Origin of the sequence: Halopolyspora algeriensis (assembly GCF_003337235.1) — a bacterium.
In the GTDB taxonomy this organism is placed as follows: domain Bacteria; phylum Actinomycetota; class Actinomycetes; order Mycobacteriales; family Pseudonocardiaceae; genus Haloactinomyces; species Haloactinomyces algeriensis.
Genome location: NZ_QPJC01000002.1, coordinates 254,482 through 268,920 on the forward strand (window position 1 = coordinate 254,482; position 14,439 = coordinate 268,920).

13 protein-coding genes are annotated in these 14,439 nt (G+C 67.8%); 5 read left to right on the forward strand and 8 right to left on the reverse strand.

Features of this window, described 5'->3' with window-relative positions:
• Positions 1-153: 153 nt before the first annotated feature.
• Together DFQ14_RS04445 and DFQ14_RS04455 are read left to right on the forward strand one after the other, a co-directional pair.
• Positions 154-609, forward strand: coding sequence for a universal stress protein (locus DFQ14_RS04445; protein WP_114451772.1), 456 nt, complete (start codon positions 154-156; stop codon positions 607-609).
• 394 nt (positions 610-1,003) lie between these two features.
• Positions 1,004-1,834, forward strand: coding sequence for a universal stress protein (locus DFQ14_RS04455; protein ID WP_114451774.1), 831 nt, complete (start codon positions 1,004-1,006; stop codon positions 1,832-1,834).
• Positions 1,835-1,912: 78 nt separating this feature from the next.
• Here the strand turns inward: DFQ14_RS04455 and DFQ14_RS04460 are convergent, their stop codons facing one another.
• A complete protein-coding gene (locus DFQ14_RS04460; protein ID WP_114451775.1) occupies positions 1,913-2,695 on the reverse strand; it encodes an HAD family hydrolase in 783 nt (260 codons plus the stop codon).
• A 465-nt stretch (positions 2,696-3,160) separates the two neighbouring features.
• On the opposite strand from DFQ14_RS04460, the gene DFQ14_RS04465 reads away from it, so the two are divergent.
• On the forward strand, positions 3,161-4,051 hold the full coding sequence (locus tag DFQ14_RS04465; protein WP_114451776.1) for a universal stress protein: 891 nt from the start codon (positions 3,161-3,163) through the stop codon (positions 4,049-4,051).
• 72 nt (positions 4,052-4,123) lie between these two features.
• Here DFQ14_RS04465 and DFQ14_RS04470 read toward each other — a convergent pair whose 3' ends face one another.
• From DFQ14_RS04470 to DFQ14_RS04485, 4 genes are all read right to left on the reverse strand, one after another.
• Positions 4,124-4,702 (reverse strand): universal stress protein, encoded by a 579-nt coding sequence (locus DFQ14_RS04470; protein ID WP_114451777.1) that lies wholly within the window; start codon positions 4,700-4,702, stop codon positions 4,124-4,126.
• Between the two features lie 108 nt (positions 4,703-4,810).
• Positions 4,811-7,231, reverse strand: a complete 2,421-nt coding sequence (locus tag DFQ14_RS04475) for a glycoside hydrolase family 65 protein (protein WP_114451778.1) — start codon at positions 7,229-7,231, stop codon at positions 4,811-4,813.
• A 268-nt stretch (positions 7,232-7,499) separates the two neighbouring features.
• Positions 7,500-8,747, reverse strand: a complete 1,248-nt coding sequence (locus DFQ14_RS04480; RefSeq protein ID WP_114451779.1) for an MBL fold metallo-hydrolase — start codon at positions 8,745-8,747, stop codon at positions 7,500-7,502.
• Positions 8,748-8,941: 194 nt separating this feature from the next.
• Entirely contained in the window at positions 8,942-9,778 is an 837-nt protein-coding gene (locus DFQ14_RS04485; protein WP_246195313.1) for an SDR family NAD(P)-dependent oxidoreductase, read from the reverse strand.
• Between the two features lie 220 nt (positions 9,779-9,998).
• On the opposite strand from DFQ14_RS04485, the gene DFQ14_RS04490 reads away from it, so the two are divergent.
• Both DFQ14_RS04490 and DFQ14_RS04495 read left to right on the forward strand, forming a co-directional pair.
• Positions 9,999-10,916, forward strand: a complete 918-nt coding sequence (locus DFQ14_RS04490) for an AurF N-oxygenase family protein (protein ID WP_114451780.1) — start codon at positions 9,999-10,001, stop codon at positions 10,914-10,916.
• A 5-nt stretch (positions 10,917-10,921) separates the two neighbouring features.
• Positions 10,922-12,469 (forward strand): FAD-dependent oxidoreductase, encoded by a 1,548-nt coding sequence (locus DFQ14_RS04495; protein WP_114451781.1) that lies wholly within the window; start codon positions 10,922-10,924, stop codon positions 12,467-12,469.
• 294 nt (positions 12,470-12,763) lie between these two features.
• Here DFQ14_RS04495 and DFQ14_RS04500 read toward each other — a convergent pair whose 3' ends face one another.
• The 3 genes from DFQ14_RS04500 to DFQ14_RS04505 form a co-directional block, all read right to left on the reverse strand.
• Positions 12,764-12,958 (reverse strand): DUF4236 domain-containing protein, encoded by a 195-nt coding sequence (locus DFQ14_RS04500; protein WP_114451782.1) that lies wholly within the window; start codon positions 12,956-12,958, stop codon positions 12,764-12,766.
• Positions 12,959-12,969: 11 nt separating this feature from the next.
• Positions 12,970-13,140: a hypothetical protein gene (locus tag DFQ14_RS21790; protein WP_158546656.1), complete on the reverse strand. Its 171-nt coding sequence runs from the start codon at positions 13,138-13,140 to the stop codon at positions 12,970-12,972.
• A gap of 141 nt (positions 13,141-13,281) precedes the next feature.
• Positions 13,282-14,286: a LacI family DNA-binding transcriptional regulator gene (locus DFQ14_RS04505; RefSeq protein WP_114451783.1), complete on the reverse strand. Its 1,005-nt coding sequence runs from the start codon at positions 14,284-14,286 to the stop codon at positions 13,282-13,284.
• Positions 14,287-14,439 lie beyond the last annotated feature (153 nt).

Consider the following 14,439-nt stretch of genomic DNA (forward strand, 5'->3'; position numbering starts at 1 on the left):
GAGCGGCGGTTCGGTCGAGGACGTTGCCGCCCGGCATCGACGTGCGATCTCGGTGGGGGAGGAGTACATGTCGAGTCGTCGTGACCGGTTCTGCGGCGGGCCGTGCCGTGTCTCGAAGAGGTGCTCGGCGTCCGTGCATGTGCAGGGGGAGACATGAGCGAGCAGGAACAACGGATCGTCGTCGGGATCGACGGGTCGGCAGGGTCACGAGCTGCGTTGCGGTGGGCGCTGCGGTACGCGGACAAGACCGGGGAGGAAGTCACAGCTCTGATCGCATGGGCACATCCGACCTACTACGGGGTGGGGGCACCGATGCCCGAAGAGGATCCTGACAAAGACGCCGAACGTGCACTGCGGAAGGCGGTCGAGGAGACCACCTCGCTGCTGGGGTCGCAGGTGTCCGTCCGGCAAGAGGTCGTGCGGGGGCATCCGGCCGAGACCTTGGTGAACGCGGTCCGCAGCAACGACCTGCTCGTGGTGGGAAGCCGGGGACACGGTGGATTCGTGGGAGTGCTGCTAGGGTCGGTGAGTCAGCACTGCGTACACCACTCCCCGTGTCCGGTGCTCGTCGTCCGTCACGAGGAAGAGCCGGAAGGCGGACCCGCGTGAGGGCGTGGAAAACGTCCACGGGGGCGTCATGAGTGGCCGCAGCGAGCCGACGCAGGAACCCGCACCGGGATCGTTCCCGGCTGTTGCCCGTGCTGGATCCGACAGGGCGCGAACTCGTGATGCGTTGTGGTGCGGCGGCCGAGGCCGAGCCCGTCGCGACAACCTTCGCTCGTGAGGAGGGGCCGGGCGGGAACTCGGCATCGCGTTCGGGGCATGGGTGGTTTCCGGTGGGGAGGTGGCTGCCGGTCGTGTCACAGTGCGTCGTGCTGTTCCTCCTGGGCAGCGTGGCGATCGGACGGGCGGTGTAACTCGCTCATGCCTTCGTGGGGTGCTTCCCGTTCGCGAGACCCGGTCGCCGTGCTCCGGGGGCACAGCAGTGAACAGGAGTGGCGATATGGCAACAGCAGTACAGGCGATCACTGCCGGGATCGACGGATCGAACGGGTCCTTCCACGCTGTTTCTTGGGCGGCTGCAGAGGCCTCCCGTCGGCATGCACGCTTGCATCTCGTGGTCGTCGACGACGACCCGCAGCGTGCGGGACACGCCGAGGACGTGATGCGGTACGCCCTCGAGCAGTGCCGCGCGCGGGAACCCGAGGTGGTCGTCACCGATGAGGTCGTCAGCGGTCACCCGGTCGAACAACTCCTGCAGCACTCCCGAAGTGCCCACATGCTTGTCCTGGGTTCGCGCGGACTGGGTGGGTTCGCGGGTGCACTGCTGGGCTCGGTCAGCGCAGCGGTCGCCACGCACAGCAGCTGTCCGGTGGTCGTCGTGCATGACGAGGAGGTGAACCCGAGCGGCCCCGTCGTCGTCGGTCTGGACAATTCACCCGCCAGCGATGCGGCTCTGCGTTTTGCCGTCGAATCCGCCGCTCAGCGACACTGCGAAGTGCTTGCCGTGCAAGCATGGCACGAGGAGGAACTGCTGGCCGTACCATTGCCTCCCTCCGAGCGGGACCAGGTTCGACAACGGATCGAGCACACTCTCGCCGACCAGGTGGCCCGTGTGAGCGAAACATGGCCCGCGATCCCGGTGCGGCGATCCGCGCCTCGTGGCCACCCGGTCGCGGTTCTGACCGATGCGGCGCGCGACGCGCAACTCCTCGTCGTCGGTCACCGAGGGCGAGGCGGTTTCAGCGGTCTGTTTCTCGGCTCGGTAGCCGCCGGTGTCCTCCACCACGCCCGGTGTCCCGTCGTGGTGGTGCGCACGGTAGAAGGGACGTAGTGCTGTCGATCGGCGACTCCCGAACGTGAGCCGCTGATGGTTGGCGACAGCGGTCATGGGGCGAGCTCGGTGCGGTTGTCACGGGTGCCCGGTGTCGGGTGAGGCCCGTGCGCCCGTCGGGCGCACGGTGATGGCGCCGACTCCGGTGACGACGGCGTGCGCGCCTGCGTGCAGCAGCTGCTGCGATGCTCCCGAGCTGTCGATCCCGACAACCAGAGCAAACCCACCCGCACGTGCGGCGATGACGCCGGCTCGGGCGTCGTCGATCACGGCGAGCCGGGAGGGCGGGAGTCCGAGTCGGCGTGCGGCCTCCAGCAGGGTCGCCGGATCGGGTTTGCCGGAGAGACCGAGTTGTTGTGCTACCGCCCCGTCGACGCGGGCGTCGAACAGTGCGACGAGGTGGGCTCGCTCCAGAACGTCGGCGCAGTGACGACTCGCGGAGACGACTGCGGTGGCAAGCCGGTGCCGCCGCAAGTTGACGAGCAGAGCGTGGACCCCCTCGAACACCCGCACACCCTGGTCGGTCAGAGAGTCCAGGAAGAACCGGTCCTTGCGGGCTCCCAGCCCGTGGACGGTATCGCGGTCGGAAGGATCGTCCGGGTGACCGGCCGGGAGCGTGATCCCCCGGGAGTGCAGGAAATCGGCGACCCCGTCCGCGCGCGGCTTTCCGTCGAGGTACTGACGGTAGTCCTCCGCGCTCAGCGAACCGTGATTCTCCCCCGCTCCCGGCGGTCGCTGCAGGAGGTATTCGTCGAACAGGCGTTTCCACGCGCGGAGGTGCACCGTTGCGGTGTCGGTGAGCACTCCGTCCATGTCGAACAGGACTCCCCGGTGGCGGGAGGGGTCGATATTCGCCGTCACCACGACCACCTGCCGGGTGAAGAGAGGTTGCCGGGGGTGTTCTCACCGAGGGTTTCTTCGGTGGTTCGGTGCAGGAGCTCCGTTGCGGTGCTTCGGGACGTGTTTCCTGCGCGAGGTCGGCCGGTGCCGAATTCGTTTCGCTCCGGCGATCCTTCTGCGAGGAGGATAGTCCCGGAATCCCGTCCCGAGAAAATTGATCACGATCTTTCGGCGAGCGATCCGGAGGCGCGTTCGTCGAGCGGTCCGTGATGTCCGGGTCGTGCAGGGTGCGGCCGGCTGCGGCGTCGCCGCGGAGGTGCCATGGTTGTGTGCGTCGAACACGTTGTGCGCGACGGCAGCGTCGACCGGGCGAAGAGGCGAGGCCGTGGGGGTGCGGGAGCCGGTCGGTGTGACCGGCGCGTGGTTGTCGTCGATGGTTCCCCGCACGAGGCGGCTGAGGATCTGAAGTGGGCAGCGAGGTGGGGCATGAGCGCTCGTGGTTCGAAGCCGATCGTGGTGGGCATCGATGATTCTCCTGCCTCCTTTCAGGCGCTGCGGTGGGCGGCGCGTGAGGCCGCCCACCGCAGCGCTCCCTTGCGCGTGGTGCATGGTGACGTGTCCTCGATGACGCATGGCCCCGACATGCCGATGGTGTCCTTTCCCGACACCTACCAGCACGCCGTGCAGCGTCAGGTCGAGCAGTGGCTGCGTAAGGCGGTGGAAGCGGTCGAGGTCGAGGCTCCCGGGGTGGAGGTGGACGTTCAGATGCGGACCGGGTCAGCGCGGACGGTGCTGATCGACGAATCGAAAACCGCGCAGCTGGCAGTGGTGGGCAGCCGTGGATCCGGTGGTTTCGGTGGCTTGGTCCTCGGCTCTGTGGCGGTGGCCCTGTGTCGGCACGGGCACTGCCCGGTCGCAGTCCTGCGTGGGCCTGACAACGGTGCTGCGATCGTCGGCCGTCCCGTGGTAGTGGGGGTGGACGGCTCCCGCGGAGGTGACCCCGCTTTGACGTGGGCCTTCGAGGCCGCCTCGGCGAGGTCCGCGGAACTGGTGGCGGTGCATGTCTGGCATGACCTGGTGGCCGGAGAGATGTGGACGCGGGCGCAGGTCGACTGCACTCGCGACTCGGTGCAGGCCGACGAGGAGCGCTTGCTCGCCGAGGTCCTGGCCGGATGGCGGGAGAGCTATCCGAATACAACGGTCCAGCAGGTCGTCTCCTGCGGAAAACCGGCCAAGGTTCTGCTGGAACGCGCCAACAACGCGCAGCTTCTGGTGTTGGGAGCGCGTGGACGAGGTGGTTTCGCCGGCCTGCTGCTCGGGTCGACCAGTCAGGTGTTGATCCACCACTCACCGTGTCCCGTCCTCGTAGCCCGCTGACAGCGACGGAAAGGCTTCCGGGGCTCGTGGTCGAACTCGGCCGGGTGCCGCTCGAGGAGGCGGAGTTGCCGTTCAACCGTGGAGAACGGACACGGCACAGGGCGCCCGTTTCAGGAGCTCCAGACGTGTCGAACCACGCACGTGATGCTCGGAAGCACTGCGCCCGCCTCCGACAACGACCATTCCGGCGTGCCGGCGGGCGGCCGTGTCCAGAAGGGCGCCCGAGCCGGTGTCGTCGAGGCCCATCACGATCGGTCCGCTTCTCGGTTGCCGAGGACGGTTGTCGGAACCGGTGCGCAGCACGAGTAGGGGGCAGTCGGTTCGGGTCGCCAGTGCGGTGCTGACGGATCCCACCATGAGTCCGGTGAAGCCGCCGGACCCACGATCCGCGGTGACCAGAAGATCCGCGTCGTGTGATTGCGCGAGCAGAGCCGGCACGACCGGCTGCGCGATCAGATGGGTACGCACCGCGCTCTCGGGTGCTCTCCGGTGACAAGCGCGCGCTGCGCGGTGAAGGAGATGTTCACCGCGGTCGCGGTGCAGTCGACCTTCCCGAGCGCCGACTTCGGGGTGGTAGTACGCATGGACGACATCTACGTCACCGGCTCGTGCGGCGGCCTCCGTGGCTGTCCACAGGGCTGCATGCCCCAGGTTTGATCGGAATGGTCGACCCCGACGACCAGGCGGGGCCGTGGTGTTGCGGTGCGCAACTCGGACACCATGCGCGGCTCCTCGAGGAAGGGCGGTTTCGCCGTCGGGTCACGGTCGGGGTCTGCCGTTGTCGAGAGGGAACGTCGCTGTGGCTCCTGAAGCGAGGCGCGCGCTCCGACGGCCGCACCGGATGAGCACGGTGCGGTCCTGCAGAGCGGGCAGGGCGCTGACAGTGACCGAGTGGTCGTCGATTCTGATGGTGACCGGCTGTTGCCGGTACCGGATGGTCAGTTCCAGCGTTCCGAGTTCGGTCGGCCAGAAGGGGTTGATGTGCAGCACGCCCCCACGGGGTTCGATGCCGGCGAAGCACCGCTGCAACAGATCCATGCTGCCCACCATGGCGGCCAGGTGGATGCCCTCCGGTGTGGTGCCGTGCTGGGTGTTGTTGAGGTCGCTGGCCAGCGTGCGTTCGAAGAAGTCGACAGCTCGTTCCCGGTGCGCGCGCGCCAGCACCCAGGAGTGCACCACGGCGCTGAGCGTGGAACCGTGGCTGGTGCGCCGAAGGTAGTAGTCGATGTTGTCCGGTATGACTTCGGGCGTCAGCATGTACCCCAGTCCGCCGAGGATCTCTCCGAGTTCCTCGGCGGAGAAGAGGTAGAACAGCATCAGGACATCGGCCTGCTTGGAAATCTTGTACCGGTTGGGGTCATCCCCTGCGCTCTCGAGGATCCTGTCGAGGCGTTGGACGTCTCCGTAACGTGTGCGGTGTTCCTCCCAGTCGAGCTCGGCGAGCTGCTCGTACCCTTCGAACTGGCTGATGATGCTTCCCTCGTGGAAGGGAACGAACATGCGGCGGGACAGGTGCTTCCACCGGTCGATCTCCTCGTCGCGGATGTCGAGTGCGGTGATGAGTTCGGCGCGGCGCTGCGGGGAGAGAGCGGCCAGAGTGCGAACTGCGGTGCTGCACAGCCAGGCTGTCATGACATTGGTGTAGGCGTTGTTGTCGATGCCGAGCTGTTCCCGCCCCGGGTAGCCGGTGTGGTACTCGTCGGGTCCGACGACGTGGCGGACAACGTACCTTTCCCGGATGGGGTCGTACTGGGCGATCGAGGAGAAGAATCGAGCGACATCGAGGATGATCTCGGCGCCGTAGTTCTCCAGGAAATCCCCGTCTCCGCTGACTTCGCAGTAGTGCCAGACGTTGTGGGCGATGGCCGTCCCGATGTGGCGCTGCAGGTGGGTGGCATCCGGAATCCACCTTCCCGAACGGGGATTGAGGTGGATTCGCTGGCTTTCCTCGCGGCCGTTGCTGCCGCTTTGCCAGGGAAACATGGCGCCGCGGTGTCCGCAGGCGCGGGCGCTCTCGCGAGCACGAGCGAGTCGTCGATACCGGTAGAGCAGCATAGCGCGGGCCACGCGCGGAAGACGCAACGTGATCGTGGGGAGCACGAACAGCTCGTCCCAGAAGACGTGCCCTCGATAGGCCTCACCGTGCAACCCTCGAGCGGGCACGCCCGCGTCGATGTCCACCGTGTGTTCGGAGATCGTCTGCAGCAGGTGGAACGAGTGCAGTCGAATCGCCTGCTGAGTCGGTTCGCTCGTCGAGGGGCTGAAGTGGAAACGCGACCGCAGCCGGTCCCACGCGCGAGTGTGGTCCTCGAGGAGCTCGCCGAAGGCGGGGGAGTTGTGTGCGCTGTCCACGGCTTCGGCGGCGGGTTCGGTGATGGCGACGTCGCGAGACGTGTACAGCGAGACGATCTTTTCGACGCGGACCTCCTCGCCCCGCTCGACCCGGGTGGTGATGTCGTGGGCGATGGTGGCCTCGCGTCGGTGAACCGCGCGTTCCGGGGTCGCGGGGCTCTCGTTGAGCCACATGCGGGTGCGAGCGGCCTGCGCCACGCGGATCCGGGACTGGGAGGTTTGCGCGTGCAGCAGGATCACATCGGGAGCATCCTCGCGTGTGACGTGGTCCGTGAGGTGCTGTCCACCGAGTGCGCTGTAGCGTACGACGCCGCTGTTGGTGACGCCTCCGTCCAAGCCCGCGCGGAAAGTGATGTTGCCGGACCAGTTCTCCGGGTGAAGCGTTGTCTCCAGCCCCGCGACGTGGGGGGAGTCCATGCTGACGAAGCGGCGCTGGGTCAGGCGAGTGGTCCGTCCCGCTCCGTCCCGGAACCGGATCTCGCGCAGCAGCACCCCTCTCTTGAGGTCGAGTTCCTGCTGGTACCCCACTATCGTGACGTTGGTGAGATCGAACCACTCGGCGTCCTCGGCGCGGAAAGTCAGCGGTAGCCAGTTGGGCATGTTGACCAGTGATTCGTTCTCCACTTCTCGCCCGGCAACGCAGGCGGTCAACCGGTTGTAGCATCCCGCGACATAGGTGCCCGGGTAGTGCACGTCGTCGGCGCGGGACTCGGGCGCGGCACCCCGGGTTGCGAAGTATCCGTTCCCCAGCGTGCACAGCGCTTCCCGGCGTCCCTCGTCTCCGGGGACGAAGTCGTCGAAACGAAGATTCCGTGGTTCCGTGGTCACTGGCGATCCCTGCGGTGCTTCTGCGCTCCGGACGGTGCGGAAGAGCTGAAGCGGGGACCATCGGTTCCGGTGGTTGTCACTGCTCTCACCTCGCTGTGGCCGCAGTGCTTCCAGTATGCGGATCCGGACGCCTGATCTCAGTGGATGTGGGCGCGAGCAGCAGCGCAACCGCCGCTTTCGAGTCGCGTGGAAACCTTGAACAGGTCGGCGGGACAGCGGTGCTGCTGTCGGAGCGCACCCGGCAGTCACCCACTGTTGCACGGCAGGCTCAGCGGCCGGGATTGCCGATGCCGAACTCCATGAGGTCGCGGCCGACGACCAGCCGCCCGGAGAAGTGCCTGCGCGCCACGTTCAGGTGCTCGTCCGGAGCATTGCCGGGCACGATGTGGGAGAACACCAGCGTGCCGACCCCGGCTTGCTCGGCGAGCAGACCGGCGTCCTCGGGCAGGGTGTGCGCGCTCAGCAGGTGGTTGCGCAGGGCTTCTTCCGTGGGGGTCAGCGGTGGCGGCATGAGCACGTCGACCCACTGCTGGGTGATCACCTCGTGCACCAGGATGTCGGCACCGCGAGCCAGTTTGACCAGATTGTGGCTCGGTCCGGTGTCGCCGGAGAACACCACGGAGCCGTCGTCGGTGTCGAACCGGAACGCGAAGGCCGGGACAAGCGGGAAATGGTCGACCAGGGTGGCGGTCACCCGGACCTTGTCGTCGCGGTAGACCTCGAACGGTTCCATGCCCTGCGGGGTGTGGTTGTCGTTGGGGTGGTAGCCGATGCCGTCCGGGATGGCGATGTCGTTGATCGTGAAGATCTCCCGCAGGTCGGGATACCGGTTGTCGCGCATCCGGTCGTTGATGTCCAACGCGAAGGCCTGGTACAGGGAGTCGGTCATGTCCACGGTGCCCGGCACCGGATTGTCCGGGTTCTCCACCCGGATGTCGGGAGCGGATTCCCCGGGCTTGGTGAAGATCGGTTCCATGACCACGTTGCCGTGCTCGTCGACCCGCCGGCCGGGACCGAACACCTGGATCGGCTGCTGCGAGGGACGGCTGCGCAGGCCGTTGGTCCAGCCGAGCATGAAGTAGTCGAAGTAGTCCGCCACGTGGTCGGAATGCAGGTGGGTCAGAAACATCGCCCGGATCATTTCCTCGCCCCAGAATCCGCCGGGAGTCCGCATCTCCGGCGGCACCAGTGCGGCCTGCTTGAACCGCTTGCCGGACCCGTCACCGAAATCGACCAGGTACACGTCGCCGTCGACGACCACGGCCGAGCCGATGCCTTCACGTTCCGAACCCGGCCACCACACCGGGCCTCCGCTGGTGCCCAGCAGCGTCAACCGGGACCGGTGGTTGCGCGCCTCGGCGTCCCCGACCGGCTTTCCGGCCGACTCCGGTGGTGCTGCCGCAGCGGTTCCCGTCGCAGCCGTCACCCCGGTCGCCAACGCAGCGGCACCGGCGCCTCCCAGCAGTCGGCGGCGGCTCACTGCCTGCTGCACAGCCTGAGTGACGATCTCGCACATGAACGGCACCTTTCGCAAAAAGGACACGGGGGTTGCGCCGAAAACTAAGCGGCACCGTTCATGAACGGAAATATCGAATCACGGTCGATCGAGAGGCAGTGCCTATCGATTGTGCGGGGTCGAGTAGGTGATGATCACCGCTGACCCGGCCCGGTCACCGGCATGTTGTCGCATGATCCGAAAGGGAGACACATCTACTGCTGCTTGCGGTAGCGCTCTGCGAGATCGGGCACGCTGCCGCGGCGCAGCTCGGCCTCTACCGTGACCAGCCGGTCCACGGCCTGCGCGTCCTCGAGTCCCGGGGCACAGAGAACCTCGCCGTTGTCCAGCGCCACCAGGGAGGCGGTGACCACGTCCTCAGCGCTCATGCCACCCTCGGCGTGGGTGCGTTCCCGCTCACCGGTCACCGGTTCCTCACCTTGGGTGAGGTGGAATTCGGTGGCGGTGAGCCCGGGGCACAGGGCCTGCACCCGGACAGGGGTGTCGGCGAGTTCGGCGGCCAGGGTGCGGCTGAAGGTCACCATGTGGCTCTTGGTGCCCGCGTAGGTGCTGCGGTGGGGCAGCGGTTCGGGCGGCAGCGCACCGGCGAAGGCCAGCAGGGAGGCGACGTTGACGATCGCGCCGCGCTGCTGTTCGAGCATCCCCGGCAGAGCCGCCCGGGCCAGCAGGGTAGGGGCGGTCACGTTGACGTCGATGACCCTGCCGAGCAGTGCGGGATCGACCTGATCGAACGGGCCGTAGCCGTTGATCCCGGCGTTGTTGACCAGCACGGTGACGTCCTGCTGCTGCACGCGTTCGAGAAGCCGCGCGCGATCGTTGCTGTCGGCGAGGTCGGCGACGATCGTTTCCACCGGTGCCGCGGCCGGGCGCAGCTGCCGCGCGAGCTCGTCCAGTCGCTGCTCACGGCGGGCGACGAGCACCAGGCCGTAGCCCCGCTCGGCGAGCCGCCTGGCGAACACGGCGCCGATACCGGAGGACGCTCCGGTGATGACGGCGACCCCTGCACCCGGCTGGTCCTGCTCGGTTCCCACGTGACCCTCTCGCTTCGTGCCGACCCTGGCTCGGCTCCAGGCTATTCGTCAGCCCGCAGCATCGCAGGCAGGCGTGGCGGAGTGGGGATCGTTCGTGCAGAGGAGCAGGATTCTTGCCGACGGTTGGCCCTGAGGTCTTGACCCGGCCGTGCCGGACAGTGCACTGTTACCAGTAGTAACAGTTACCGTTGGTAACCCATCGCCTTGCTGAGGGAGACCCATGGCCAGCGCCACTGCCGGAGCCGACGCGGCACCGACGCAGTCCGACCGTGACGATGTCGCTCGGAGGTTGCTGCACTCGTCCGAGGCTCTTTCCTACGACCCCGCCCAGGAGGTCGACTGGGAGACGCCCCTGGACACGAACCATCACGGTGCGAGTCCGGAGTGGAGCACCCTGTACGGGACGTCGTATTGGGCGGAGATGACACCGGAGCAGCAGCGCGAGCTCACTCGCCAGGAAGCGGCTTCGGTGGCCAGTACCGGCATCTGGTTCGAGATGATCCTGCAGCAGATGATGCTGCGCGACTTCTACGCCAAGGATCCGACCGAGCCCGCGTTCCAGTGGGCGTTGACCGAGATCGCCGACGAGTGCCGGCACTCCATCATGTTCGCGCGGGGTGCCGCGAAGCTCCGCGCTCCCGCGTACCGCCCGCGCCGTCTCGTGGTCGAGCTCGGCCGCGCGTTCAAGACCCTCGCCTTCGGGGAGGCGGCCTACGCCGCGATCCTGGTCGCCGAGGAGGTCCTCGACGTCATGCAGCGGGACTGGATGCGCGACGAGCGGATCGCTCCGTTCGTGCGCACCATCAATAACATCCATGTCGTCGAGGAGTCGCGGCACATGAAGTTCGCCCGCGAGGAGACCCGAAGCCGACTCGCGGGCGCGGGTTGGCTGCGCAGGCAGATCAACGCCCTGGTCGTCGCGATCGTGTCGTACTTCATCGTCACGAGCATGGTGCACAAGAAGGTCTACGCCAACGCCGGTCTCGACCCCGAACGGGCCACTCGGGAGGCGAAGAACAACGAGCATCACAAGTCGCTGCTGCGCTCGAGCTGCTCGGGCCTGATGGAGTTCCTCGGCTCGGCCGGGCTGCTCACCAAGGCCTCGATGTGGATCTACAAGCGCGCGAACCTCCTCTGACACTCATGGCCTACGCGATCACCCAAACCTGTTGCAGCGACGCGTCGTGCGTGTCGGTCTGCCCGGTCAACTGCATCCACCCGAGGCCGGACGAGCCGGACTTCGGCACGACCGAGATGCTCTACATCGATCCGCAGACGTGCATCGACTGCGGCGCCTGCGCGGATGCGTGTCCGGTCGGTGCGATCTTCCCGGCCGAGAACCTGACCGGACCGCTGAAGGCGTATCCCGAGGTCAACGCCTCCTACTACGCGGACCGGGCGCCGACATCGGAGGAGCCCGACCCGGCGCCGAACTTCCACGCCTGGGGTCCGCCGGTGTTCGACCGCACCATCCCCAGCGACTTCGCGCCGCTGGACGTCGCGGTCGTGGGTACCGGCCCTGCGGGCATGTACGCCGTGGAGGACCTGCTGCTGCACACGAACGCGCGGGTCACCCTGATCGACCGGCTGCCGGAGGCAGGCGGGCTCGTGCGCTACGGCGTGGCACCCGACCACGTGTCGACGAAGCAGATCGGCGAGACGTTCGCCCGCTTCCACACGCATCCCCGGCTGACGATGCGGCTGGGTCTCGAGATCGGCAGGGACGTCACCGTCGACGAACTGGCCGAGCACCACGATGCCGTGATCTACGCGGTGGGGGCCTCGTCGGCGCGCCGGCTCGGCATCCGCGGCGAGGACCTGCCCGGCAGTGTTGCAGCGACGACGGTGGTGGCCTGGTACAACGGCCATCCGGACGTTCCGGCCGACGCGATCGACCTGTCGGCCGAGCGCGTGGTCGTGGTGGGCACCGGCAACGTTGCGCTCGACGCGGCCCGGATCCTGACCATGGACCCGAGCACGCTGGAAAACACCGCGATCGCCCCGGCGATCCTGGACAAGCTCCGATCGAGCGGGGTCCGCGAGGTCGTGCTGCTGGGACGCCGCGGCCCCGAGGCGGCGGCCTACACCAGCCCCGAACTGCTCGGGATCGCGCAGCGGGAGGACGTCGAGCTGGTGGTGGACGCGCACGATGCACAAGTCGGACAGACCATCGATGCCGCGGCGTCCGAGGACAAGGCCGGTCTGCTGCGGGGCCTGCCACGCGAGACCGTCGACTGGTCCGCACCGCCGGCGCACGGAGGGCGCCGCATCGTGCTGCGCTTCCACTCCGCACCCCGGGAGATCCTCGGCGACACGGAGGTGCGAGGACTGCGCGCCACCGGCCGCACCGATGACGTGGAGATCGCGGCCGGTCGGGTGATCCGGGCGGTCGGGTATCGCGGGGCTCAACTCACCGGCCTGCCGTTCGACGAGGAGTCCGGGACCATCCCCCATGCAGAGGGGCGTGTGGACGGCCTGCCGGGAACCTACGTCGTGGGCTGGATCAAGCGTGGTCCCTCGGGCGGCATCGGCGCCAACAAGGTCTGCGCCCGGGAAACCGTCGGCACGCTGCTCGACGACGCCATCGCGGGCCGGCTCCCTCGACCGCGCCGAGGCCGCAAGGCCTTCGCCGCGCTGTCCGCGCGCCGCCTGCGGCGACGCCGCAAACGCGCCGCCGGTCGGGCTGTGTGAGCCTGAGCTGAAGGCCCGGTGAGGTGAGCCCGCTCGTCGGTCATCCGGGCCTGCGAAAGCGAGCCCATGTGGGGGCCTTTTCACGTGGACATCGTGGACTGAGCTGCTGGGTCAGGACGAGGCCCTGGCCCAGCTGCCCTGCGATGCGTAGAGCCGTGCCGCTGCCTGCTCGAGACGAATCACAATGATAATTGCCTCGATAACTTCAGTGTTGAATGAAATCAATCCGAAACCGACGCATCCACCTCCGAAGCAGCGGCGAGACAAAGGCCAGGAAGAGGAGTGACTGCGCGGTTACGAGCCGCGGTTGTCCTTGCGGCTGCGGCGGCCGGTCCAGTGCCACGGCCCGGGCAGGTTCACCCGTTGCCTGCGGTGCCGCGAGTTCCAGGACCACGGGCCCAGTTTGATCGACCAGGAGGAGAGCCCACGTTGGGTGACGTGCAGCGTGACCGGGCCGAGCCGCAGCGGCTTGCGGAACCGGAGCCCCATGAACGACCTCCTCAGGTAGGCACAGCGGACTGAGCATAGCGGGCCAGGATGCCGACCTGGTCCAGCAGATCCTGCGGTGCGGCCTCGAGATCCAGCGGGTATTCGACGACGGACACTCCGCATTGCGCAGTGGCATCCTCGGACCACCGCAGCCACGACCGGTTGACCAACGGGCAAGGCATGTGGAGAGCCGGATGCGGGGAAAGCCGCGCGTCCGGTTCGAGCGGGCGGCCTTGAGGGCTGCTGCAGGATCTGACCAAGCAGATCCCACGCCGGCCCGCCTCAGCACCGCGCTTGGCACAGAAGGGCTCGACAGTCCCTGGTCACAGCGCGCTTGCGCGGTGGTCGCACCCGCAGCTGCGTCGGAGGATCAGAGTGGCGGCGGACGGGGCCGGTGATGGGCTGCTGGTGCCCAGCAGCTGATCGACGGCGTGTTCTGCCATGGCGTGCAGGGGCTGCTGAGTCACCGTCAAGGCCGGGGCGGTGTAGGCGCTGTCGGGAGTTCCGTCGAGGCTGATCAGTGCAAGGCGGTCGGGGACGACAAGTCCACCTGCCCAGGCCCCGGCGAGGATCCCGATGGCCTGTTCATCCGTGGCGGTGATCAGGGCACGCGGCATGGTGCCGTCGGTGATGCGGCGCTCGGCCACGGTGGCTGCTGCGGCGCGGGAGTAGTCGCAGCGCAGGAGTTCGGCGTCGGCGACAGCGGCGTGCCAGGCCTGCCGTCGCAGGCCCACGGGCCCGATGTCGTGGGGACCGGCCAAAAACGCGATCCGCTCGTGCCCGTGTCGGCGCAGATGCGCCACCGCCTCGTGCACTGCGGTGCGGTTGTCGGCGGCGATCACGGGAGCATGCGCCTCGGTGGGCTGGTGGTGCACGTACACGGCGGGTACACCGGCCTCCTCGGCGTGGGCCGCCACATCGGCGCCCCCGTCCGCGGAGACGATCACGAGCCCGTCGACCTGGGCCGCCAGGAATCGCTCGACGAGGTCCTGTTGGCGGTCTGCGGCGTATCCGGCGTTGCCGATCAGCGTGAGTTTGCCGCGCTCGTCCAAAGCCCGCTCGATGTGCCCGGCCAACGTGGCGAAATACGGGGTTTGCGCATCAGCCAGCACCAGGCCCACCACGCCGGTCGTGCGAGAACGCAGCGCGCTGGCCACCCGGTTGGGCCGGTAACCCAGTTCGGCCGCCGCGGCGAGCACCCGCTCGCGGGTCTCGGCAGCCACCGGACGGGGACCATTGTTGATCACGTAGCTGACCACGGCGGTCGAGGTCTCCGCCCTGCGAGCTACGTCCGCCAGTGTCACCGCCCGATCCGTTCTCCTGGCCATAGTCCTTGCATTCTGTCATCTAAACGATTAGACAAGAGAGGGGTCCACGAACCACGACCCGGCGGACCTCTGCTTTGCCGCACCGGTCACCACCTCCAGCTGTGCACGAGGGGAGAAGCCACGTCTGCTCTTCGGCACCTGCGCCACGAACCC